Source organism: Citrobacter sp. On2M (assembly GCF_018035235.1).
Classification (GTDB): Bacteria; Pseudomonadota; Gammaproteobacteria; order Enterobacterales; family Enterobacteriaceae; genus Citrobacter; species Citrobacter meridianamericanus.
The window spans coordinates 115224-138615 of the sequence record NZ_WPCV01000008.1; the positions used below are offsets into that span (position 1 = coordinate 115224).

At 51.0% G+C, this 23392-nt stretch carries 19 protein-coding genes, 1 rRNA gene and 1 pseudogene; 12 read left to right on the forward strand and 9 right to left on the reverse strand.

The window, feature by feature from the left end; genetic code table 11:
• Nucleotides 1-30: 30 nt before the first annotated feature.
• The 4 genes from On2M_RS23300 to ompL all read left to right on the forward strand — a co-directional run bounded on the left by On2M_RS23300 (nt 31) and on the right by ompL (nt 5722).
• Nucleotides 31-2067: an alpha-glucosidase gene (locus tag On2M_RS23300; RefSeq protein ID WP_210905515.1), complete on the forward strand. Its 2037-nt coding sequence runs from the start codon at nt 31-33 to the stop codon at nt 2065-2067.
• Between the two features lie 45 nt (nt 2068-2112).
• Nucleotides 2113-3495 carry an MFS transporter gene (locus tag On2M_RS23305; protein WP_003028647.1) on the forward strand — a complete coding sequence of 461 codons (1383 nt, stop codon included), beginning with the start codon at nt 2113-2115 and terminating at the stop codon, nt 3493-3495.
• A 46-nt stretch (nt 3496-3541) separates the two neighbouring features.
• Nucleotides 3542-4963 (forward strand): MFS transporter, encoded by a 1422-nt coding sequence (locus On2M_RS23310; protein ID WP_210905516.1) that lies wholly within the window; start codon nt 3542-3544, stop codon nt 4961-4963.
• Nucleotides 4964-5029: 66 nt separating this feature from the next.
• Entirely contained in the window at nt 5030-5722 is a 693-nt protein-coding gene (ompL, locus tag On2M_RS23315; RefSeq protein ID WP_151218407.1) for a porin OmpL, read from the forward strand.
• A gap of 69 nt (nt 5723-5791) precedes the next feature.
• Here ompL and typA read toward each other — a convergent pair whose 3' ends face one another.
• Nucleotides 5792-7615: a ribosome-dependent GTPase TypA gene (gene typA / locus On2M_RS23320; protein WP_003028641.1), complete on the reverse strand. Its 1824-nt coding sequence runs from the start codon at nt 7613-7615 to the stop codon at nt 5792-5794.
• 380 nt (nt 7616-7995) lie between these two features.
• On the opposite strand from typA, the gene glnA reads away from it, so the two are divergent.
• From glnA to On2M_RS23340, 4 genes are all read left to right on the forward strand, one after another.
• Complete coding sequence (glnA, locus tag On2M_RS23325) at nt 7996-9405, forward strand: glutamate--ammonia ligase (protein ID WP_003028638.1); 1410 nt, start codon at nt 7996-7998, stop codon at nt 9403-9405.
• 194 nt (nt 9406-9599) lie between these two features.
• Nucleotides 9600-10649, forward strand: a complete 1050-nt coding sequence (gene glnL, locus On2M_RS23330; protein ID WP_005121842.1) for a nitrogen regulation protein NR(II) — start codon at nt 9600-9602, stop codon at nt 10647-10649.
• Between the two features lie 11 nt (nt 10650-10660).
• The gene (glnG, locus tag On2M_RS23335; RefSeq protein WP_210905517.1) at nt 10661-12070 is read left to right on the forward strand and encodes a nitrogen regulation protein NR(I); all 1410 of its coding nucleotides are present in this window, start codon (nt 10661-10663) and stop codon (nt 12068-12070) included.
• A gap of 111 nt (nt 12071-12181) precedes the next feature.
• The gene (locus On2M_RS23340) at nt 12182-12292 is read left to right on the forward strand and encodes a YshB family small membrane protein (protein WP_003028631.1); all 111 of its coding nucleotides are present in this window, start codon (nt 12182-12184) and stop codon (nt 12290-12292) included.
• A 39-nt stretch (nt 12293-12331) separates the two neighbouring features.
• Here the strand turns inward: On2M_RS23340 and hemN are convergent, their stop codons facing one another.
• The 3 genes and pseudogenes from hemN to On2M_RS23355 all read right to left on the reverse strand — a co-directional run bounded on the left by hemN (nt 12332) and on the right by On2M_RS23355 (nt 14707).
• Nucleotides 12332-13705, reverse strand: coding sequence for an oxygen-independent coproporphyrinogen III oxidase (hemN, locus tag On2M_RS23345; protein WP_151218405.1), 1374 nt, complete (start codon nt 13703-13705; stop codon nt 12332-12334).
• 188 nt (nt 13706-13893) lie between these two features.
• On the reverse strand, nt 13894-14403 hold the full coding sequence (yihI, locus tag On2M_RS23350) for a Der GTPase-activating protein YihI (RefSeq protein ID WP_247605078.1): 510 nt from the start codon (nt 14401-14403) through the stop codon (nt 13894-13896).
• 106 nt (nt 14404-14509) lie between these two features.
• A pseudogene (locus On2M_RS23355) lies at nt 14510-14707 on the reverse strand (hypothetical protein).
• A gap of 260 nt (nt 14708-14967) precedes the next feature.
• Here On2M_RS23355 and yihA point away from each other — a divergent pair.
• The gene (yihA, locus tag On2M_RS23360) at nt 14968-15600 is read left to right on the forward strand and encodes a ribosome biogenesis GTP-binding protein YihA/YsxC (protein WP_210905518.1); all 633 of its coding nucleotides are present in this window, start codon (nt 14968-14970) and stop codon (nt 15598-15600) included.
• A 332-nt stretch (nt 15601-15932) separates the two neighbouring features.
• Here yihA and polA read toward each other — a convergent pair whose 3' ends face one another.
• A complete protein-coding gene (gene polA, locus On2M_RS23365) occupies nt 15933-18719 on the reverse strand; it encodes a DNA polymerase I (RefSeq protein ID WP_210905519.1) in 2787 nt (928 codons plus the stop codon).
• Nucleotides 18720-19082: 363 nt separating this feature from the next.
• On the opposite strand from polA, the gene On2M_RS23370 reads away from it, so the two are divergent.
• On the forward strand, nt 19083-20018 hold the full coding sequence (locus On2M_RS23370; protein ID WP_210905520.1) for an acyltransferase: 936 nt from the start codon (nt 19083-19085) through the stop codon (nt 20016-20018).
• A 12-nt stretch (nt 20019-20030) separates the two neighbouring features.
• Here the strand turns inward: On2M_RS23370 and dsbA are convergent, their stop codons facing one another.
• From dsbA to On2M_RS23385, 3 genes are all read right to left on the reverse strand, one after another.
• Nucleotides 20031-20654, reverse strand: a complete 624-nt coding sequence (dsbA, locus tag On2M_RS23375) for a thiol:disulfide interchange protein DsbA (protein ID WP_003028621.1) — start codon at nt 20652-20654, stop codon at nt 20031-20033.
• Between the two features lie 16 nt (nt 20655-20670).
• Nucleotides 20671-21657 carry a serine/threonine protein kinase gene (locus tag On2M_RS23380; RefSeq protein WP_151218402.1) on the reverse strand — a complete coding sequence of 329 codons (987 nt, stop codon included), beginning with the start codon at nt 21655-21657 and terminating at the stop codon, nt 20671-20673.
• Between the two features lie 75 nt (nt 21658-21732).
• On the reverse strand, nt 21733-22002 hold the full coding sequence (locus On2M_RS23385; RefSeq protein WP_003028616.1) for a YihD family protein: 270 nt from the start codon (nt 22000-22002) through the stop codon (nt 21733-21735).
• Nucleotides 22003-22071: 69 nt separating this feature from the next.
• On the opposite strand from On2M_RS23385, the gene mobA reads away from it, so the two are divergent.
• On the forward strand, nt 22072-22656 hold the full coding sequence (gene mobA / locus On2M_RS23390; protein ID WP_151218401.1) for a molybdenum cofactor guanylyltransferase MobA: 585 nt from the start codon (nt 22072-22074) through the stop codon (nt 22654-22656).
• The gene (mobB, locus tag On2M_RS23395; RefSeq protein WP_210905521.1) at nt 22653-23156 is read left to right on the forward strand and encodes a molybdopterin-guanine dinucleotide biosynthesis protein MobB; all 504 of its coding nucleotides are present in this window, start codon (nt 22653-22655) and stop codon (nt 23154-23156) included. The genes mobA and mobB overlap by 4 nt, the downstream gene beginning before the upstream one ends.
• 121 nt (nt 23157-23277) lie before the next feature.
• On the opposite strand, the gene rrf is transcribed toward mobB, so the two are convergent.
• Nucleotides 23278-23392 (reverse strand): 5S ribosomal RNA (gene rrf / locus On2M_RS23400).

Sequence of the window (23392 nt, forward strand, 5' to 3'; positions counted from 1 at the left end):
CCGAATTACCCTATTTTTACGGAGACGACAATGAATTCGCTACAACAACGGTCAACCGCCTTAGAACTCACATCATTACCTGATGGATTTGCTTTAACGTACCACCAGCGCCTGATTATACGTCACAGCACAGAAACCCCCTGCCTGTGGATCGGCGCTGGCGTTGCCGATATTGACATGTTTCGCGGCAACTTCAGCATTAAAGACAAGCTCAATGAGAAGATTGCCCTGACTGGCGCCACGGTAAGCGAGTCGCCAGACGGCTGGCGGGTACATTTCAGCCGCGGTGACACCATCAACGCCACGCTACACATCTCTACCGATGAACAGGGCCGCCTGAAGCTGGATCTGCACAACGATGATCTCAACCATAACCGCATCTGGCTGCGTCTGGTCGCCAACCCTGACGATCATATTTACGGCTGCGGCGAACAGTTCTCTTACTTCGATTTGCGCGGAAAACCATTCCCGCTGTGGACCAGCGAACAGGGCGTGGGCCGTAACAAAAACAGCTATGTCACCTGGCAAGCTGACTGCAAAGAAAATGCTGGCGGAGACTACTACTGGACCTTCTTCCCGCAGCCAACCTTCGTCAGCACGCAGAAGTACTACTGCCACGTTGATAACAGCTGCTATATGAATTTCGACTTCAGCGCGCCGGAGTATCACGAACTGGCGCTGTGGGAGGACAAAACCACCCTGCGTTTTGAGTGCGCTGATACCTACATCTCCCTGCTGGAAAAACTGACCGCGCTGCTGGGTCGTCAGCCGGAACTGCCCGACTGGATTTACGATGGCGTCACACTCGGTATTCAGGGCGGTACTGAGGTTTGCCAAAACAAACTGGACACCATGCGTAACGCAGGCGTGAAAGTAAACGGCATCTGGGCGCAGGACTGGTCCGGGATCCGCATGACCTCCTTTGGCAAGCGCGTGATGTGGAACTGGAAGTGGAACAGCGACAATTATCCGCAGTTGGATAGCCGTATTAAGCAGTGGAAAGAAGAAGGCGTACAGTTTCTCTCCTACATCAACCCGTATGTTGCCAGCGATAAAGATCTCTGTGCTGAAGCGGCCAAACACGGTTACCTGGCGAAAGATGCATCCGGCGGCGATTACCTCGTAGAGTTTGGCGAGTTTTACGGCGGCGTGGTCGATCTGACCAACCCCGAAGCCTACGACTGGTTCAAAGAGGTCATCAAGAAAAACATGATCGAACTGGGCTGCGGCGGCTGGATGGCAGATTTTGGCGAATACCTGCCAACCGATACGTATCTGCACAACGGCGTCAGCGCTGAAATTATGCACAACGCCTGGCCCGCACTGTGGGCGAAATGTAACTACGAAGCGCTACAGGAGACCGGCAAACTCGGCGAGATCCTGTTCTTTATGCGTGCGGGTTACACCGGCAGCCAGAAATACTCCACCATGATGTGGGCGGGCGATCAGAACGTGGACTGGAGCCTTGACGACGGTCTGGCTTCCGTCGTGCCTGCGGCGCTGTCGCTGGCGATGACCGGTCACGGTCTGCACCACAGCGATATCGGCGGCTACACCACCCTGTTTGACATGAAGCGCAGCAAAGAACTGCTGCTGCGCTGGTGTGATTTCAGCGCCTTCACGCCGATGATGCGTACCCACGAAGGTAACCGCCCTGGCGATAACTGGCAGTTTGATGGTGATGCTGAAACTATCGCCCACTTTGCCCGAATGACCACTGTCTTTACCACCCTGAAACCGTATCTGAAACAGGCCGTCGCGCAAAACAGCGCTACCGGTCTGCCGGTGATGCGCCCGCTGTTCCTGCATTACGAAGACGATGCGCGGACCTATACCCTTAAATATCAGTACCTGCTGGGACAAGATCTGCTGGTTGCACCGGTTCACGAACAAGGCAGGACTGACTGGACTCTGTATCTACCTGAGGATAGCTGGGTAAATGTCTGGACCGGGGAAACTTACCAGGGCGGTGAAATTACCGTGGATGCGCCTATTGGCAAGCCTCCGGTGTTTTATCGCGCGAAGAGTGAATGGGCGTCACTGTTTGCCACTTTACGCAACATCTAATACGGCTCGCCCGTGGGGAGACTCACGGGCACATGGAGAATAATAATGAGTCAGACTTCTTCTAATCCGGCAACCCTACGCTTGCCGTTCAAAGAAAAACTCGCCTATGGGATGGGTGATTTAGGTTCCAATATCCTGCTGGACATAGGTACGCTCTATTTACTCAAGTTTTATACCGATGTTCTTGGTTTACCTGGAACTTATGGCGGTATCATTTTCCTTATCGCCAAGTTTTTTACCGCGTTTACCGATATGGGGACTGGGATTATGCTCGACTCGCGCCGCAAAATCGGCCCGAAAGGCAAATTCCGCCCGTTCGTTCTGTATGCCGCATTTCCAGTGACGCTGCTGGCGATTGCGAACTTTGTCGGTACACCATTTGAAGTCACCGGTAAAACGGTGATGGCAACGGTACTGTTTATGCTGTACGGACTGTTCTTCAGTATGATGAACTGCTCTTACGGTGCGATGGTCCCCGCGATTACCAAAAACCCTGACGAACGCGCCTCGCTGGCAGCCTGGCGACAGGGCGGAGCTACTCTTGGCCTGCTGCTGTGCACCGTCGGTTTTGTGCCAGTAATGAACCTGATCGAAGGCAACTCACAGTTGGGCTATATCTTCGCCGCCACCTTGTTCTCTCTGTTCGGCTTGCTGTTTATGTGGTTGTGCTATGCCGGGGTAAAAGAACGCTATGTGGAAGTGAAACCCGTTGATGCCGCGCAAAAACCGGGATTGCTGCAATCCTTCCGCGCCATCGCAGGTAACCGCCCGCTGTTTATTCTGTGCGTTGCCAACCTTTGCACACTTGGCGCGTTTAACGTCAAGCTGGCGATTCAGGTCTATTACACCCAGTACGTACTGAACGACCCGATCCTCCTTTCGTGGATGGGCTTTTTCAGCATGGGCTGTATCTTCATCGGTGTCTTCTTGATGCCGGGAATGGTCAGACGTTTCGGCAAGAAAAAGGTCTACATCGGCGGTTTGCTGATCTGGGTTGCGGGCGATCTGCTTAACTACTTCTTTGGCGGCGGCTCAGTCAGCTTTGTCGCCTTCTCCTGTCTGGCATTCTTCGGCTCAGCATTCGTCAACAGCCTGAACTGGGCGCTGGTCTCCGACACGGTGGAATATGGCGAATGGCGTACCGGCGTACGTTCGGAAGGTACGGTATACACCGGCTTCACCTTCTTTCGTAAAGTGTCACAAGCGCTGGCAGGATTCTTCCCCGGCTGGATGCTGACGCAAATCGGCTACGTCCCCAACGTGGTGCAATCTGCCAGTACGGTCGAAGGGTTGCGTCAGCTGATCTTTATTTATCCCTGTGCGTTGGCGGTGATCACCATTGTAGCTATGGGCTGTTTCTACAACCTTAACGAGAAGATGTATGTCCGCATCGTTGAAGAGATAGAAGCGCGTAAACAAACCGTTTGATAATAATAATGAATAGCGCTCTACGGAGCGCTATTGAGGAGCGATTATGTCTTTTCATGATCCGCTAACGCTAAAACTGAGCCTGCGTGAAAAATTCGCCTACGGTGTGGGTGACTTTGGCTCAAATTTGATGCTGTGTATCGGCACGCTGTATCTGCTTAAATTTTATACCGATGAACTAGGGATGCCGGCCTGGTACGGTGGGATTATCTTTTTGGTGGCGAAGTTCTTCACCGCCTTCACCGATATTCTGACCGGCGTGTTGCTGGACTCAAGGCGTAATATTGGCGCAAAGGGGAAATTCAGACCCTTTATTTTGTATGCGTCATTTCCTGTCGCCGTCGTCGCCAGCGCGCAATTTTTAGCGACAGGCTTTACGCTAACGGTGAAAACAGGGCTGGCAACGGTGTTGTTCATGCTGTTCGGCCTGTTCTATAGCCTGATGAACTGTTCCTACGGCGCGATGGTGCCTGCAATTACTAAAAATCCACATGAACGCGCTCAGCTCGCCGCCTGGCGTCAGGGCGGCGCTACCGTAGGCCTGTTACTGTGTACCGTTGGCTTTATGCCGATTCAGGCGCTATTTATCAGTTCGCCTTCGCTGGGTTATCTGATTGCCGCATTGATCTTCTCCGTCTGCGGGTTGTTCAGCATGTGGTGGTGCTTTAGCGGTGTGAAGGAACGTTATATCGAAATCGTGCCGGATCACCATAAACCCAGTATTCTCAAATCGTTCTGCGCCATTTTCCGTAACCCTCCACTACTGGTGCTATGTGTTGCCAACTTGTGCACGCTAGCAGCATTCAATATTAAGCTGGCGATTCAGGTGTATTACACCCAGTACGTGCTCAACGATATACATCTGCTGTCGTGGATGGGTTTCTTCAGCATGGGATGCATTCTGGTTGGGGTACTGCTGGTTCCCACTGCTGTAAAACGCTTCGGTAAAAAACAGGTTTACCTCGGCGGTCTGGCGCTATGGGCAATCGGCGATGTGCTGAACTTTTTCTGGGGTAGCACGTCATTTTTATTTGTGATGTTTTCTTGCATGGCCTTCTTCGGAACCGCTTTTGTTAACAGCCTGAACTGGGCGCTGGTTCCGGATACGGTCGATTATGGTGAATGGAAAACAGGGATCCGTGCGGAAGGCTCGGTATATACGGGTTATACCTTTTCTCGCAAGATTTCCGCGGCGCTCGCAGGCTTCCTGCCTGGGATTATGCTGACACAAATCGGTTATATCCCCAACATAGCCCAGAGCGATGCTACCCTGCTCGGTTTGCGTCAACTTATTTTTCTCTGGCCCTGCGGACTTGCGATTATTGCAGCACTCACAATGGGCTTCTTTTATAAGCTCAATGAAACACGTTTTGCTTTTATTATTGAGGAAATCAGCCAACGGAAGAAAAATAATACCCAACCAGACTCTGTTACCAATAAGAAAAATACCTCTGCTGTAAACGTATAAAAATAACAGCCGCTTATTCCATCTCAAGGGATGGCGGCCTTCCTACGCTTAAAAAATGGATTTATCATGAAAAAATTAACGACAATAATTCTCTTATCCTCTGTGGTATCAACCTCTGCTTTTGCTGGCGCCTATGTAGAAAACCGCGAAGCATATAACCTGGCGTCCGATCAAATAGAGGTCATGATGCGCGTCGGCTATAACTCCGATATGGGCGCGGGTATCATGCTCACCAACACCTACACCATGCAACGCAAGGATGAGTTAAAACACGGCTATAACGAAATAGAGGGCTGGTATCCGTTATTTAAACCGACAGATAAATTGACAATCCAACCTGGCGGATTAATAAACGATAAGAGTATTGGTTCTGGCGGTGCTGTTTATCTGGATGTTAACTATAAATTTACACCATGGTTTAATCTTACCGTGCGTAATCGATATAACCATAATAACTACAGTTCAACCGACCTGAACGGTGACCTGGATAATAATGATACCTATGAAATAGGTAACTACTGGAACTTTACCATTACCGATAAATTCTCCTATACCTTTGAACCTCACTACTTTATGCGAGTCAATGACTTCAATAGCAGCAACGGAAAAGATCATCATTGGGAAATTACCAATACCTTTAAGTATCGGATCAATGAACACTGGTTGCCCTACCTGGAATTACGCTGGTTAGATCGCAATGTTGAACCCTATCATCGCGAACAAAACCAGATTCGTGTTGGGGCAAAGTATTTCTTCTGATACTGCTGATGATAAAAAAGCCGCTGATAATCAGCGGCTTTTTTGTGCTTACCTGAGAAAGAGCGTTAATTACTCTTCTTTCGCGCCACGCATTGCACGGCGACGATCGTTTTCAGTCAGGTGACGCTTACGGATACGGATAGAGGTTGGGGTAACTTCTACCAGTTCGTCGTCATCGATGAATTCCAGAGCCTGCTCCAGAGTCATCTTAACCGGCGGAACCAGAACCGTTGCTTCGTCAGTACCGGACGCGCGCATGTTGGTCAGTTTCTTACCGGTCAGGCAGTTTACAGTCAGGTCGTTAGAACGGCTGTGAATACCGATGATCTGGCCTTCGTAAACTTCAGCACCGTGGCCCAGGAACAGCTTACCGCGGTCCTGCAGGCTGAACAGTGCGAACGCAACTGCTTTACCCTGGCCGTTGGAGATCAGTACGCCGTTCTGACGCTGACCCACATCACCCGCACGAACATCGTCGTAGTGGCTGAAGGTGGAGTACAGCAGACCGGTACCGGAAGTCATGGTCATGAATTCTGAACGGAAGCCGATCAGACCACGGCTTGGGATCACGTAGTCAAGACGTACGCGGCCTTTGCCATCTGGATTCATGTTTTTCAGGTCGCCTTTACGCTCACCCAGAGCCTGCATGACAGAACCCTGATGCTGCTCTTCGACGTCCAGCGTTACGTTTTCGAACGGCTCTTGTTTACGGCCATCGATTTCGCGGAAGATAACTTTCGGACGGGAAACCGCCATTTCGAAACCTTCACGACGCATGTTTTCAATCAGAACAGACAGGTGCAGCTCACCACGACCGGATACACGGAACGCATCCGCATCTTCGGTTTCTTCAACGCGCAGCGCAACGTTGTGCACCAGCTCTTTGTTCAGGCGGTCAAGGATCTGACGAGAGGTAACATATTTACCTTCTTTACCACAGAACGGAGAGGTGTTTACGCAGAAGAACATGGTTACGGTCGGTTCATCAACGGACAGAGCCGGCAGCGCTTCGACGTTCTGCGGATCGCAGATGGTGTCGGAGATGTTCAGTTCGCCCAGACCGGTGATCGCGATGATATCGCCGGCTTCGGCAATATCGCTCTCGATACGTTCCAGACCCAGATGAGTCAGAACTTTACCGACTTTACCGTTACGGGTTTTGCCTTCGCTATCAATGATAGTGATCTGCTGGTTCGGTTTAACTTTACCGCGTTTAATGCGGCCGATGCCGATTACGCCAACGTAGTTGTTGTAGTCCAGCTGAGAGATTTGCATCTGCAGCGGGCCATCAAGATCTACGTTCGGAGCCGGTACACGATCAACGATGGTCTGATACAGCGGAGTCATGTCTTCAGCCATATCTTCGTGATCCAGACCTGCGATACCGTTCAGCGCGGAAGCGTAAACGATCGGGAAGTCCAGCTGCTCGTCGGTAGCGTCGAGGTTAACGAACAGGTCGAATACCTGGTCAACAACCCAGTCAGGACGCGCGCCAGGACGGTCAACTTTGTTGATAACAACAATTGGCTTCAGGCCATGGGCAAAGGCTTTTTTGGTCACGAAGCGCGTCTGCGGCATCGGACCATCCATTGCATCCACCACCAGCAGCACGGAGTCGACCATGGACATTACACGTTCAACTTCACCACCGAAGTCGGCGTGCCCCGGGGTATCAACGATGTTGATACGGTAGTCATTCCATTTGATAGCGGTGTTTTTAGCGAGGATGGTAATCCCACGCTCTTTCTCCAAATCGTTGGAGTCCATCACGCGCTCTTGGGTTTCAGCACGTGCATCGAACGTACCGGATTGTTGGAGCAGCTTGTCTACCAGGGTCGTTTTACCATGGTCTACGTGCGCGATGATGGCGATGTTACGCAAATTTTCGATCACAACTTTGCCTCAGGCATTTTAGAAATAGCGCGTTATTGTACACGGATTAATCGCAGTACAAAACAGGATCACAAACATCCTCCGCAAACAAGTATTGCAGAGTTTCTTTGTGATCACATTCACGGAGCGTTAAAAGGGGTAATCTGACATGCTTTGCACCAATATGGTGCTTAATGTTCACATTAAAGCACTATAATGGTGCAATACAACCTTCATGGTGCAGCCCCTTTGCACGATAGTGCGCATGATAACGCCTTTTAGGGGCAATTTAAAAGTTGGCACAGATTTCGCTTTATATTTTTTACGGCGACACGGCCAATTTTTTGCAGAATTGAAGACTTCGTTACCACGACGACCATGACCAATCCGGGAGAGTAAGTATGTCCGCTGAACACGTTTTGACGATGCTGAACGAACACGAAGTGAAGTTTGTTGATTTGCGCTTCACTGATACTAAAGGTAAAGAACAGCACGTCACTATTCCTGCTCATCAGGTAAATGCCGAATTCTTTGAAGAAGGCAAAATGTTTGACGGCTCCTCAATCGGTGGCTGGAAAGGCATTAACGAATCAGACATGGTTCTGATGCCAGATGCATCTACTGCACTCATCGACCCGTTCTATGAAGAGTCTACTCTGATCATCCGTTGCGATATCCTGGAACCCGGTACGCTGCAGGGCTATGACCGCGATCCGCGCTCCATCGCAAAACGCGCTGAAGAGTATCTGCGTTCTACCGGCATCGCAGACACCGTTCTGTTCGGGCCAGAGCCAGAGTTCTTCCTGTTTGACGACATCCGCTTCGGCGCATCTATCTCCGGTTCTCACGTGGCTATCGATGACATCGAAGGCGCATGGAACTCTTCCACCAAATACGAAGGTGGTAACAAAGGTCACCGCCCTGGCGTGAAAGGCGGTTACTTCCCGGTTCCTCCGGTAGATTCTTCTCAGGACATCCGTTCTACCATGTGTCTGATCATGGAAGAGATGGGCCTGGTTGTTGAAGCACATCACCACGAAGTGGCGACTGCTGGCCAGAACGAAATCGCGACCCGCTTTAACACCATGACCAAAAAAGCGGACGAAATTCAGATCTACAAATACGTTGTGCACAACGTTGCGCACCGTTTCGGTAAAACCGCGACCTTTATGCCAAAACCGATGTTCGGTGATAACGGTTCCGGTATGCACTGCCACATGTCCCTGTCAAAGAACGGCGTAAACCTGTTCTCTGGCGACAAATATGCGGGTCTGTCTGAGCAGGCGCTGTTCTACATCGGCGGCGTAATCAAACACGCTAAAGCGATCAACGCCCTGGCTAACCCGACCACGAACTCCTATAAGCGTCTGGTCCCTGGCTACGAAGCGCCGGTAATGCTGGCTTACTCTGCCCGTAACCGTTCTGCTTCTATCCGTATTCCGGTTGTTGCTTCTCCGAAAGCGCGTCGTATTGAAGTGCGTTTCCCGGACCCGGCTGCTAACCCGTACCTGTGCTTCGCAGCACTGCTGATGGCCGGTCTTGACGGTATCAAGAACAAGATCCACCCGGGCGAAGCCATGGACAAAAACCTGTATGACCTGCCGCCGGAAGAAGCGAAAGAGATCCCACAGGTTGCTGGTTCTCTGGAAGAAGCACTGAAAGAACTGGATCTGGACCGTGAGTTCCTGACTGCAGGCGGCGTGTTCACCAATGAAGCGATCGATGCATACATTACGCTGCGTCGCGAAGAAGATGACCGTGTGCGTATGACTCCGCACCCGGTAGAGTTTGAGCTGTACTACAGCGTTTAATCGTTTGAGTTGTACTTTCCAGATAAGGTCGCGTCACGCGCTGGCGCGATAACCTGGAATTGAGTTGCCGTGGAACTTTTAGCCCATCACACGATGGGCTTTTTTCTCCACTAACAACCTGCTTTCTCGCGCTTTTTATGCGTAAAAAGCTATAATGCACTAAATTGGTGCAACACTTTTCAGGAGACTGCTGAATGGCAACCGGCACGCTGCCCGATGCTGGGCAGATCCTCAATTCTTTAATCAACAGCATTTTACTCGTCGACGATGAGCTGGCGGTACATTACGCCAACCCTGCGGCACAACAGCTGCTCGCCCAAAGCTCCCGCAAACTGTTTGGTACCCCGCTTCCCGATCTGTTGAGTTATTTCTCCTTAAACATCGGACTGATGCGAGAGAGCCTGGAAGCGGGCCAGGGCTTTACGGATAACGAAGTGACGCTGGTGATAGACAGCCACTCCCATATCCTCTCAGTGACTGCTCAGAGGCTGCCTGATGGCCTTATCCTGCTGGAGATGGCGCCAATGGATAACCAGCGTCGTCTGAGCCAGGAGCAGCTCCAGCACGCCCAGCAGATTGCCGCCCGCGATCTGGTGCGCGGTTTGGCGCACGAAATCAAGAACCCGTTGGGTGGATTACGCGGCGCGGCGCAGCTGCTCAGCAAAGCGCTTCCGGACCCGGCGCTGACCGAATATACCAAAGTCATTATTGAGCAGGCCGACCGCCTGCGTAATCTGGTCGACCGTCTGCTGGGACCACAACAGCCGGGTATGCACGTCACGGAAAGTATTCACAAGGTGGCGGAGCGCGTAGTGGCGCTGGTCTCAATGGAGCTCCCGGAAAACGTCACGCTGATTCGTGATTACGACCCGAGTCTGCCCGAATTACTGCACGACCCGGATCAGATCGAGCAGGTTCTGTTAAACATCGTGCGCAATGCTTTGCAGGCGCTGGGACCGGAAGGCGGTGAGATCATTCTGCGTACCCGCACCGCGTTTCAGCTCACGCTGCACGGCGTACGTTATCGCCTGGCAGCACGGATTGATGTTGAGGATAACGGTCCGGGTATTCCCTCGCATTTGCAGGACACGCTGTTCTACCCAATGGTCAGCGGTCGCGAAGGCGGTACCGGCCTTGGATTATCCATTGCCCGTAATTTGATTGATCAACATTCCGGCAAAATTGAATTTACCAGCTGGCCGGGTCATACCGAATTCTCGGTTTACCTGCCTATCAGGAAATAAAGGTGACGTTTATGCAACGAGGAATAGTCTGGGTAGTTGATGACGATAGTTCCATCCGTTGGGTGCTTGAACGTGCGCTCGCAGGGGCAGGACTAAGCTGCACAACATTTGAAAGCGGTAAAGAGGTGCTGGACGCGCTGGCCAGCAAAACGCCTGACGTACTGTTGTCGGATATTCGCATGCCGGGCATGGACGGTCTGACGCTGTTAAAACAGATCAAAGCGCGGCATCCGATGCTTCCGGTCATCATAATGACCGCACACTCCGATCTGGATGCTGCAGTCAGCGCCTACCAACAAGGGGCGTTTGATTATCTGCCCAAACCTTTTGATATCGATGAAGCCGTAGCGCTTGTCGAACGTGCCATCAGCCATTATCAGGAACAGCAGCAGCCGCGCAATGTTCAGATCAACGGCCCAACAACTGACATCATCGGCGAAGCGCCGGCAATGCAGGATGTCTTTCGCATAATTGGCCGACTGTCCCGGTCGTCAATCAGCGTATTGATTAACGGAGAGTCCGGGACCGGTAAAGAGCTGGTCGCCCATGCGTTGCATCGTCATAGCCCGCGCGTCAAAGCGCCATTTATCGCGCTGAACATGGCGGCTATTCCGAAAGACTTGATCGAGTCCGAGCTGTTTGGCCATGAAAAAGGGGCGTTTACCGGGGCGAATACGATTCGCCAGGGACGCTTTGAACAGGCTGACGGCGGTACGCTATTTCTCGATGAAATAGGTGATATGCCGCTGGACGTGCAAACGCGTTTACTGCGCGTATTGGCCGACGGCCAATTTTATCGCGTTGGCGGCTATGCGCCCGTGAAGGTGGATGTACGTATTATCGCCGCCACACACCAGAATCTGGAACTGCGCGTACAGGAAGGCAAATTCCGCGAAGACTTATTCCATCGTCTGAACGTCATCCGCGTACATTTGCCGCCGCTGCGTGAACGTCGGGAAGATATCCCACGTCTGGCGCGTCATTTCCTGCAGGAGGCCGCGCGCGAACTGGGCGTTGAAGCCAAACAATTACACCCGGAGACCGAGACGGCGCTGACCCGTCTGGCCTGGCCGGGTAACGTGCGTCAGCTTGAGAACACCTGCCGCTGGTTAACCGTCATGGCCGCCGGACAGGAGGTGCTGATTCAGGACTTACCGGCCGAGCTGTTTGAAACCACCGTGCCTGACGCACCGTCCCATATGCAGCCAGACAGCTGGGCAACCCTGTTGGCACAGTGGGCAGACCGGGCCTTGCGTTCCGGTCATCAAAACCTGCTTTCTGAGGCTCAACCGGAAATGGAGCGCACGCTGTTGACCACCGCGCTACGTCATACCCAAGGGCACAAACAGGAAGCCGCACGCCTGCTTGGCTGGGGCCGCAATACCTTGACACGTAAGTTAAAAGAACTCGGAATGGAGTGACGATTTGTCACTGTGTAAAGATTGATAATTGAGCGCAAATTGCTGCTATTTTGCGCTTTACTGTTCCGATGAGTTAAGTATGATCGTGCCCGGCAAACGGGGGAAGTCATCATGCTGGAATCAATGATTAATCTGCTGTCGAGCGGTGCGGTCGAAAGCCATACGCCACAAACTGCGGTTGCCGCAGTGCTGTGTGCGGCGCTGGTAGGGCTGTTCAGCTAAGCAGTTTGCCCGGTGGCGCTGGCGCTACCGGGCAAAACGTTAAATCACCCGTGAGAACTGCTGCATCCGCGCTTTCTGACGCAGATAAGCATCAAAGCACATGCAAATATTACGGATCAACAGGCGCCCCTTCGACGTAACCTGAATCCCCTTCTCATCCACATCCACCAGCCCATCTTTCGCCAGTGGTGCCAGCAGTTTCAGGTCTTCGGCAAAATAGTCAGCGAAGTTCAGATCCCATTGCTGTTCCACAGCGGCATAGTCGAGGCGGAAGTTGCAGATCAAAAGCTTAATCACATCCCGACGAATGCAGTCGTCGCGGGTCAGCGTAATTCCACGCCACAGCGCGTTCCCCTGCTCGTCAACCTGCTGGTAATAGTGCTTCAGCTCTTTCTGGTTCTGCGCGTAGTTGTCGCCAATCATGCTGATAGCCGATACACCCATCCCCAGTAAATCAGTATCGCCCTGGGTGGTATAACCCTGGAAATTACGATGCAACACGCCTTTGCGTTGAGCAATGGCCAGTTCATCGTCCGGGCGGGCAAAGTGATCCATGCCAATGAACTGATAGCCGGCTTCGGTCAGTGAAGAGATGGTCTCCTGCAGAATATCCAGCTTCTGCTGCGCGCTGGGCAGATCAGCATCTTTAATCTTGCGTTGAGCAGCAAACAGCGTTGGCAGGTGCGCGTAGTTAAAGACGCTCAGACGGTCTGGATTCAACTCAGACACGCGTTTCAGGGTGAAGGCAAAGCTTTCCGGCGTCTGTTTTGGCAGGCCATAAATCAGATCAATATTTGTTGAGGTAAAGCCAATCTCCCGCGCATGATTCAGCAGCGCAAAGATAAACGCCTCATCCTGCTCACGGTTCACCAGGCGCTGAACTTCTTTGTTGAAATCCTGTACCCCCATGCTCAGACGGTTAAAACCTTCAGCACGTAAATGATCAAGGACATCCAACTCAATTTCGCGCGGATCAACTTCGATCGAGATTTCAGCGTCATTGTTAAAGTTGAAGTTACCACGCAGTAACGACATCAAACGGCTGATTTGTGCTTTGTTCAGGTACGTTGGCGTACCGCCGCCCCAATGCAACTGGCTGACATGGCGTCCGGCGAACAGCGGAGCGCGATGAATGATTTCTTGTTCCAGGGCATCGAGGTATTGATCGGCTTTATGCTGCTGGCGAGTCACAATCTTGTTGCAGCCACAGAAGTAGCACAGTTTGTGGCAGAACGGGATGTGAACGTACAGCGAGAGCGGACGCTCAGGATAACGCGCCACGGCCTTTAGAAATGCTTCTGTGCCGTAGTCTTCAGAAAACTCCAGCGCGGTCGGGTACGAGGTATATCGTGGCCCGGAATAGTTATATTTCTGGATCAGGGCCAGGTCCCAGTCTATTAGCTGCTCTGACATGCTCACTCCTTCCGATGGCGTCTCTGGCGGGTACGGCGTACCGGCTTAACCCCTGTGCGGGTGATGAGCCGGTTGCGCAGCCACTTCTGTCGCCGCGACAACCGCTGTAGTTTAACGAATAACCACACCAGATAACATATAACCGGAAGGGTTATAAGCAGGACGGGAAGACCCACGGTGTAAAACCGTTAGTTGCCGCCTTTCAACAGGCGCATCATGTCTTCCTGCTTTTCTTCCTCTTCCTCTTCTTCCTCGTCATCGTAAGAAAGCCCCAGCTTTTGCATCAGCTCATCGATGCGGTCCAGCTTGGCATCAACCCAGGTTTGATCTTCCGCGCTCAGGGTTTCTCCTGCTTCAAGACGCTCCAGCAGCGCATCCAGGCGCTCATCCGTTTCCAGTAAATCCAACTCAGCCTGTGGTGAAAGCATAGGTTTCTCACTCTTCGGTTTGTGCTGTTTGGTGACTTTTTCGGTCACGCCCAATGGAATGGGTTTTTTGCTGCCAGTACGAGGATCTTTTTGCTTATTTTGGTTTCCGCCACCAGATGCGCCTTCACTACCGGACGCACGGCTACCTGCCGCATGACCACGGTGTTTTTTCTGACGCTTACGGTCGCGAGCTTCCTGATTAATTTCTTCGCGTGTTTTACGACGCGCTTTTGCAGGACCTTTACCGCGTGGTGTAGAAGTTGGTTTCATCATGATTCGTCTTTGGCTGTTTTTATTCAGTATATAATTGCGCCGGAATCTAGCAGAAATAAAGAAAAAAGGCGACAGAGTAATCTGTCGCCTTTTATCCTGACTCTCAACCCTTACGGGCTCTACTATCCCTGTTGGCTATCAACACACCCTGTTTTTCCCTTAGCCTGAAACATTCCGTGTTGTTTCCATTTCCTTTTATCAACGTCTCCGGACGTTTGTCTTCCTGACAATCCTGTGTCTTCGCCTCCTGGCGCTCCTGACCCTCATCCTGAGTCGTCTATCCTGTCAGCTTCCTCGCTATGGATACTACTTTACCTTTTTAGCTTAATCGTACAAGTAACCTGGGTAACAATTTCAACTTTTCAGAATTTAACCCGTTCGTAATTGCATGATTTATTTGAATGAGTCCAATGTACGACGTGCCATCTCGTATAGAAACTATCTGCAATGTCTCACAAAGTGCGAGGTTTTTACTTACACAGCCCGCACGTCGAAAAACCAGCCTTTTGCTGGGGTTCAGGTATAATCGCTGCAAAGCCCTGATTGATGGAGAGGACTGCTTTGAATAACTTGAATTATCAACAGACGCATTTTGTGATGAGTGCGCCTGATATTCGCCACTTACCTTCCGACACCGGAATAGAAGTGGCTTTTGCTGGCCGTTCCAACGCAGGCAAATCCAGTGCGCTAAATACCCTGACGAATCAAAAAGGTCTGGCGCGTACATCTAAAACGCCGGGTCGTACCCAGCTTATCAACCTGTTTGAAGTTGTTGACGGCAAACGCCTGGTCGATTTGCCAGGTTACGGCTATGCCGAAGTGCCGGAAGAGATGAAACGCAAATGGCAGCGCGCGCTGGCTGAATATCTGGAAAAACGTCAGAGCCTGCAAGGTCTGGTGGTACTGATGGATATTCGCCACCCGCTAAAAGATCTCGATCAGCAGATGATCCTGTGGGCGGTTGAGAGTAACGTTCAGGTTTTGGTGCTGCTGACTAAAGCAGACAAACTGGCCAGCGGCGCACGCAAAGCGCAGTTGAATATGGTACGTGAAGCCGTACTGGCATTTAACGGTGATGTGCAGGTAGAAGCATTTTCATCACTGAAAAAGCTGGGGGTGGACAAACTGCGGCAGAAGCTGGATAGCTGGTTTAGTGAACTGGCACCGATTGAAGAGATGCAGGACGGGGAATAACCCACCGTATTGCCGGATGGCGCCACTACGCGTCTTATCCGGCCTACTGTATGTGCGAAACCTTCTTTCGCACAATAAAAAACGCCCCAGTCATTACTGACTGGGGCGGCTAAAATATTCAGCCAAATCCGATTACGTGAAGTAAAAGGTCTGAAAGATAGAACATCTTACCTCTGTACCCTACGTGAATAACTTTACTCTTTTTTGAGCAGCGCAGAAAGCACTTTTTGTAATTTTTTTTCATTCCTTACATAGGGAATTCTAATGGACATCACAAAAAGTTCTATCTTATGTTGCTTAGTTACGAAAAAGAGCCGTTATTCAGTAAACCCTTAGTGCGCCTGATCCCAGTTTTCGCCACTGCCGACTTCCACCAGCAACGGCACGTCAATCTGGGTCTCGTTTTCCATCAGTTGGTGGATCTTTTTAGAGACGCTTTCAAGGTCATCTTTATGCACTTCAAACACCAGTTCATCGTGTACCTGCATGATCATACGCACACGCGGTTGCTCGGTTTGCAGCCATCCGTCAACCGCAATCATGGCTCGTTTTATAATGTCTGCGGCAGTACCCTGCATCGGGGCGTTAATTGCCGCGCGTTCTGCACCCGCGCGACGAGCACCATTACTGGATTTAATATCCGGTAAATAGAGGCGACGCCCTTCCAGGGTTTCGACATAACCTTGTTCTTTCGCCTGCGCCCGCGTACGTTCCATATATTCCAGCACACCAGGGTAGCGCTCGAAGTAGAGGTCCATATACTTCTGCGCTTCTTTACGTGGAATATTCAACTGGCGCGCCAGACCAAAGGCGCTCATTCCGTAGATCAGACCGAAGTTGATGGCTTTCGCGCTGCGGCGTTGTTCACCGGTCACAGAATCCAGCGGTAAGCCAAAGACTTCCGCCGCCGTTGCACGGTGAATATCTTTCCCTTCGGCAAACGCGGTAAGCAGACCTTTATCACGCGAGAGATGCGCCATAATGCGCAGTTCAATCTGTGAGTAGTCCGCAGAGACAATCACATAGTCTTCTGGCGCAATGAACGCCTGACGAATACGACGACCTTCCTCATTACGTACCGGGATATTTTGCAGGTTCGGATCCGTTGAAGACAGGCGACCCGTTGCGGTAACCGCCTGATGATAGGAAGTGTGCACACGCCCGGTTTTCTTGTTTATCATCAACGGAAGCTTGTCCGTATAGGTCGACTTCAGTTTTGCTAAACCACGATATTCCAGGATCACTTTGGGCAACGGGTAATCCAGCGCGAGCTCTTCCAGTACCTCTTCCGACGTTGATGGCGCGCCGCCCGGCGTTTTCTTCAGCGGCTTAATACCTTGCTTTTCAAACAAGATAGTTTGCAGTTGCTTGGTGGAGGAAAGGTTAAAGACTTCTCCAGCGATCTCATGTGCTTTTTGCTCCAGCTCATTCAAACGCAGCGTCAGCTCTTCTGAATGCTTGTGCAGAACAGCCGGATCGATTTTCACACCGTTGCGCTCAACGCGAGACAAAACCGGAACCAGCGGCATATCGATATTTTCAAAGACGTTCAGCGGCCCTTTATGCTGCTGCAATTCTGGCCACATCTTCAGATGCAACTGTAGTGTAACGTCGGCATCTTCCGCAGCATAACGACCGGCTTCTTCCAGCGCTATCTGGTTAAAGGTCAGCTGGTTTTTGCCCTTTCCGGCGATCTCTTCAAAGGTGATGGTTTTATGTTTCAGCCAACGGTCCGACAGGCTGTCCATATCGTGTCGGCCAGCGACGCTGTTAAGAATGTAGGATTCGAGCATGGTGTCAAAGGTGATGCCGCGAAGCTCGATGCCATAATTGGCCAGGATACCACGATCGTACTTCAGGTTTTGTCCAACTTTATGCGCGTTCTCATCTTCCAGCAGCGGCTTCAGGCGCGCCAGCGCGCGGTCGCGAGAGATCTGATCGGGGGCATCCAGATAATCATGGGCAACAGGAACATATGCAGCCACACCCGGTTCAATGGCAAAAGACAAGCCAACCAGATTAGCGGAGATGTTGTCCAGGCTGTCAGTTTCAGTATCAAAGGCGAAGACGGGCGCTTTCTTCAGCTTTGCAATCCACGCTTCCAGCGTTGTTTCGTCCAGAATTGTCACATAGTTGTCGTAGGAAAGCACCGTGGCAGGTTGCTCAGTTTTTTCATCGACAACGATGGTTTCCTGTGATTTTGCCGCCGGTTTTGTTCCCTTCGCCTGTAGCCATTTACCCGCTTCAACGTCGCTAACCCAACGTTTGAATTCATACTGTTTAAACAGACCAAGCAGTTCTTCTGCTACCGGCTGACGGACTTCCAACTGCTCGCAGGTCAACTCAAGCTCAACATCCGTTTTAATGGTAGCCAATTGATATGAGAGGTACGCCACCTCTTTATTCTGCTCAAGCTTGCCCGCCATGGTTTTTGCACCACGGAATGTCAGCCCCGCAATTTTGTCTGATTCAGCATAGAGAGTATCCAGCCCACCCAGCCCCTGCAGTAGCGCCTGCGCAGTTTTTTCACCCACGCCAGGAACACCCGGAATGTTATCTGAGGAGTCCCCCATCAGCGCCAGGAAATCGATGATCAGTTCTGGTGGGACGCCGTATTTATTCACCACTTCATCCGGACCGAGGATCGTATTGGTCATGGTGTTGATCAGGGTGATATTCGGTGTCACCAGTTGAGCCATATCTTTATCACCAGTGCTAATCAGCACCGGACGACCCAGCTTCTCCGCTTCCCGCGCCAGCGTACCGATGACATCGTCCGCCTCCACGCCAGAAACGGCCAGCAGTGGCAGCCCCATCGCTTTCACCATCGCATGCAGAGGTTCAATCTGCGCACGCAGATCGTCCGGCATGGGGGGGCGGTGCGACTTGTAGTGTTCGAATAACTCATCACGGAAGGTTTTACCCTTGGCGTCGAATACCACCGCTGCGTGAGTTGGCTGATATTGCAAAATCAAGCTACGCAGCATGTTAAGGACACCGTACATCGCACCAGTAGGTTCTCCTGCGCTGTTAGTCAGCGGCGGAAATGCGTGGTATGCGCGATACAGGTAAGATGAGCCATCTACAAGGATAAGTGGGTTTTCTGGGATCTGAACCATAATGTCCGTGCCTGTTTATCAGATTATGGGTAAAGGATGCCACAGACAGGATGAAAACATGAGTTTTTCGCCGCATTTGTCGAAAATCTTTTGCAGATCTTCTGCTTTGCTCGCAAACACGACTGTGGATAACTTTGTGAATAAATAATTTCCAGCTCTTTAAATATAACATGGCAATTATTGCCTCATATTATTTTTATATGTATTTCAATGAATTAAATGAATGCACAGCATTTTATTCCATTTTCACAGCTTATATCCTGATGTGGATAGATATTCCTGTTTTTTCTATTCAGGGAAGAACCATCATTTGGTCCGTTTTCTGATAAAATCAGCCCCTTGCGCCTCTTTAGCGCACTGTCTATGGCTAACCTTTTGAATAATTTAATTATGACGAGAATACTCGCTGCGATAACGCTGTTACTGAGTATCGTATTGACCATATTGGTCACGATTTTTTGTTCTGTGCCGATCATCCTTGCCGGAGTTGTGAAACTCCTTTTGCCCGTTCCTGTCGTCTGGCGCAAGGTTTCCGTGTTCTGTAATTTCATGATGTACTGCTGGTGTGAGGGTCTGGCGCTACTGCTGCACCTCAATCCACGTTTGAAGTGGGATGTCGAAGGGCTGGAAGGTCTTAGTAAGAAAAACTGGTATCTGCTCATTTGTAACCATTACAGTTGGGCCGATATCGTTGTGCTTTGCGTTCTGTTCCGTAAACACATCCCGATGAATAAATATTTCCTCAAGCAACAGCTGGCCTGGGTACCCTTTATTGGCCTGGCCTGCTGGGCGCTGGATATGCCGTTTATGAAACGCTATTCGCGTGGCTACCTGCTCCGCCATCCGGAACGGCGCGGTAAAGATGTCGAAACAACGCGTCGTTCCTGCGAGAAATTTCGTGCGCATCCGACAACCATTGTGAATTTTGTTGAGGGTTCACGGTTTACCAAAGAAAAACGCGAGCAAACCCGTTCCCCCTATCAAAACCTGCTTCCCCCCAAGGCGGCCGGTATTGCGATGGCATTGAACGTCCTGGGGTCACAGTTCGATAAAATGTTAAACGTCACGTTGTGCTATCCGGAAAACAACAGCAGACCGTTCTACGATATGCTGAGCGGTAAGTTAACGCGTATCGTCGTGAGGGTGGATCTGGAGCCAGTCAATGAAGAGTTGCACGGTGATTACGTGAACGATAAGGGCTTCAAGCGTCAGTTTCAGCTATGGCTGAATATGCTGTGGAGTAAGAAAGACGCGCAGCTCGACGCAATTAAAGCCTCAAATAAAAAAGCCGGTCAGTGACCGGCTTTTCTTTTACTTCTGGCCTACCAGATACTTCACGGTATCCGCATACTGTTGTACAAAGATATCCATGCTGCTGGTATCCATACCCTGCGGGTTAACCTGATATTTGCCATTCACAAACATCGCCGGAACACCCTGCAGCTGCAAATCAGCCGCCGCTTTTTCCTGCTGCGCCACGAGTGATTTCACCACGAAGCTGTTCCATGCCGCATCATAGTCTTCGCCTTTAATACCTGCGTCGACAAACACTTTGCGGATATCAGCAACAGACTGAACGGTCTGAGTTTTCTGAACCCCTTCAAACAGCGGAACAGTAACCTGATCTTCAACACCCAGCGCCATAGCAACCGCCCATGCCTGCGTCAGATCTTTACCCAAAGGTCCCAGGAATTCGACGTGGTATTTGGTCATCTTGGTGCCTTCCGGCAGCTTTTTCTTCACGTTATCAGACACGTGAAGCACTTCTTCAAACTGGTAGCAGTGCGGGCAGTAGAAGGAGAAAAACTCCAACACTTGCGGTTCACCCGCAACAGGCTTCTCCAGGGTGATGTATTGTTTGCCATCCTGGAATTGCGCTGCAGATGCGCTAAAAGCTAAAACCATACCAGCCAGCGCCAGCCATATTTTTTTCATGTTCACGTTTCTCCGATTAATACATTGGCGTTAATTGTAAGGGGGGCTCGTGCAGAATTTTTGCCTGCTCAATAAAGGTCGCGGTCTGACGATGCCAGTAATCTTCCCCGGTTAACCACGGGAAGTTTTTTGGAAACGCAGGGTCAGCCCAACGTCGAATTAGCCAGGCAAGATAATAAACTAAACGCATAGCGCGTAAAGGTTCTATAAGTCCGATTTCAGAGGTGTCGAACTCACTAAACTCTTCATAAGCTTCAATAATGGTTTCAAGCTGCATGCGTTGTTCAGCTTTATCGCCATTGAGAAGCATCCATAAATCCTGAACTGCCGGGCCATTACGGGCATCATCTAAATCGACAAACATCGGGCCATCGCGCCACAAAATATTACCGGCATGGCAATCACCGTGCAGGCGTAATGTGTTAAAACGCGTATGCCAGCGATCGGTAACGAGCGCGATCAGCGCATCCGTTGCCTTCAGGAAGGCCGCTTTTTGCCCTGATGGAATCAGCGGTGCGTGTTCAAAAACGTTACGCGGCTCAGTCAGATACTCTTCAAGGCCAATCGTTGGGCGAAAGGCAAAGGTACGCTTGCAGCCGGTCTGATGCATACGCCCCAGATAGCGACCCACAGCCTCCATCTGATCGATGTTGTCGGCCTCAAACTGGCGTCCACCAACGCTGGGGAAGATCGCATAATGAAAACCTTGATGACTTAGCAGCGTTTGGCCGTTTAGTACCAGCGGCGCAGCTACCGGGACTTCATCGCTCACCAGTTCCAGAGCAAACTGGTGTTCTTCCTGGATCTGATCGACAGACCAGCGTTCAGGGCGATAAAATTTAACGACAAAGCGTCGACGATCTTCATCCTGGAATTGATAGACACGGTTTTCATAGCTGTTAAGCGGGGTAAGCCCGGAATCCACCCGGATCCCCTGCTCAAACAGTGCATCCATGATGGTATCCGGGTGTAGCGTCTGGAAATTAAAAGCGTTGTCGTTCATCCCATCATCCGAAAATACTACGAATAATTCAGGATATCATTTCGCAGGGCTTTCGGTGGCGGCGATTACAAGCTTTTACTCTTTAATTACGCCACGTGCGCGGAGTAGTGCGGTTTTGAAATCTTCTTCATAATCTTTCTGAATACCTGGGATGACAGCGTCTTTCGCTGAGTCACGCATTTTCAGATGATAGATCAGAATGTCATCAGTTAAATCCGCCAGTTCGCCGTCAAAACCTGACTCTTGCGCCAGTTTCTGTAAAAATTGCATCAGGTTAAGATCGGGTTCTTTCTGCCAGGCTGGCTGGAGGAGTTCAATAACTTCATTCAGACGTTTACATTTCATGGTTGTGCTCCTTAGGCTCAATACGGATACGTTAGCAGGGTCAATCCCACATTAAAAGAGGCGATATCAGTGATTCTGGATAGTGCAATAACAGGGGTTGTGCTGGCAGGTGGTAAGGCCAGACGGATGGGTGGAACCGATAAAGGTCTGCTTGAGCTTGACGGTAAACCTCTTTGGCGACATGTGGCAGATACCCTCGCTTTGCAGGTCGAAACCGTGGTGGTTAATGCCAATCGCCACCGGGAGATTTACCAGCGAAGCGGCCTGAAAGTGATCCCCGACTCATTGGCCGATTTCCCTGGCCCACTGGCCGGGATGCTGTCAGTATTCCTGCAGCAAGCGGGAGACTGGTTTCTATTCTGTCCGTGCGATATGCCCTATATTCCTCATGATCTGGTTACACGTTTGAAGGAGCAGCGTAAAGCTGCGCCGGTTGTCTGGGTACATGATGGAGAAAGAGATCATCCGGCCATTGCGCTGATGCACCGCTCCATGCAGCCCTTGCTGCAGGATTATCTTCAGTCCGGTGAAAGACGCGTTATGGTCTTTATGCGCCAGGCTGGCGGCCACTCCGTCGACTTCAGCGACCACAAAGATGCGTTCGTGAACGTGAACACCCCCGAAGAACTCGCAAAATGGCAGGACAAATCATGATCCCTTTACTCGCCATTGCAGCATGGAGCGGCACGGGAAAAACTACTCTGCTCAAAAAATTGATTCCGGAGCTACGTGCCAGAGGTATTCGTCCCGGATTGATTAAACATACGCATCACAATATGGATGTCGACAAGCCCGGCAAAGATAGCTATGAGCTACGTAAAGCCGGGGCAGCACAAACGCTAGTCGCCAGCCAACAACGTTGGGCGTTAATGGTAGAAACACCGGAAGAACCCGAACTGGATTTAGCGTATCTGGTAAGCCGGATGGACGTTTCAACGTTAGATATGGTGCTGGTTGAGGGCTTTAAGCATGAACCTGTCGCCAAAATCCTGCTTTTTCGCGACGGTTGCGGTCATAGTGCTGAAGAATTGGCACTGGATGAATATGTTATCGCAGTTACCAGTGATGTTCCGCTTGCTGTGGATGTTCCACTGTTAGATATCAATGATATACAACAAGTTGCTGACTTTGTTATGCAGTGGATAAGACGATAGCAGCGGTGTCGTGATTCGCTTTGCACCCGATGGCACGCGCTGCGCCGCAGCCGGCGGATTTCACTGCGCACAGACGCAAAAAAGCCCATCCGTCAGGATGGGCTTCTTCACTTTATTTGATGCCTGGCAGTTCCCTACTCTCGCATGGGGAGACCCCACACTACCATCGGCGCTACGGCGTTTCACTTCTGAGTTCGGCATGGGGTCAGGTGGGACCACCGCGCTACAGCCGCCAG

Excerpts from the sequence above, each read along its gene's own strand:
- dsbA (WP_003028621.1), bottom strand. The coding sequence starts at position 20,654 with ATGAAAAAAATATGGCTGGCGCTGGCTGGTATGGTTTTAGCTTTTAGC.
- On2M_RS23385 (WP_003028616.1), bottom strand. The coding sequence starts at position 22,002 with ATGAAATGTAAACGTCTGAATGAAGTTATTGAACTCCTCCAGCCAGCC.
- glnA (WP_003028638.1), top strand. The coding sequence starts at position 7,996 with ATGTCCGCTGAACACGTTTTGACGATGCTGAACGAACACGAAGTGAAG.
- On2M_RS23300 (WP_210905515.1), top strand. The coding sequence starts at position 31 with ATGAATTCGCTACAACAACGGTCAACCGCCTTAGAACTCACATCATTA.
- On2M_RS23380 (WP_151218402.1), bottom strand. The coding sequence starts at position 21,657 with ATGAACGACAACGCTTTTAATTTCCAGACGCTACACCCGGATACCATC.
- ompL (WP_151218407.1), top strand. The coding sequence starts at position 5,030 with ATGAAAAAATTAACGACAATAATTCTCTTATCCTCTGTGGTATCAACC.
- On2M_RS23340 (WP_003028631.1), top strand. The coding sequence starts at position 12,182 with ATGCTGGAATCAATGATTAATCTGCTGTCGAGCGGTGCGGTCGAAAGC.
- glnL (WP_005121842.1), top strand. The coding sequence starts at position 9,600 with ATGGCAACCGGCACGCTGCCCGATGCTGGGCAGATCCTCAATTCTTTA.
- polA (WP_210905519.1), bottom strand. The coding sequence starts at position 18,719 with ATGGTTCAGATCCCAGAAAACCCACTTATCCTTGTAGATGGCTCATCT.
- On2M_RS23370 (WP_210905520.1), top strand. The coding sequence starts at position 19,083 with ATGGCTAACCTTTTGAATAATTTAATTATGACGAGAATACTCGCTGCG.
- On2M_RS23310 (WP_210905516.1), top strand. The coding sequence starts at position 3,542 with ATGTCTTTTCATGATCCGCTAACGCTAAAACTGAGCCTGCGTGAAAAA.
- yihI (WP_247605078.1), bottom strand. The coding sequence starts at position 14,403 with ATGAAACCAACTTCTACACCACGCGGTAAAGGTCCTGCAAAAGCGCGT.
- glnG (WP_210905517.1), top strand. The coding sequence starts at position 10,661 with ATGCAACGAGGAATAGTCTGGGTAGTTGATGACGATAGTTCCATCCGT.
- hemN (WP_151218405.1), bottom strand. The coding sequence starts at position 13,705 with ATGTCAGAGCAGCTAATAGACTGGGACCTGGCCCTGATCCAGAAATAT.
- mobB (WP_210905521.1), top strand. The coding sequence starts at position 22,653 with ATGATCCCTTTACTCGCCATTGCAGCATGGAGCGGCACGGGAAAAACT.
- On2M_RS23305 (WP_003028647.1), top strand. The coding sequence starts at position 2,113 with ATGAGTCAGACTTCTTCTAATCCGGCAACCCTACGCTTGCCGTTCAAA.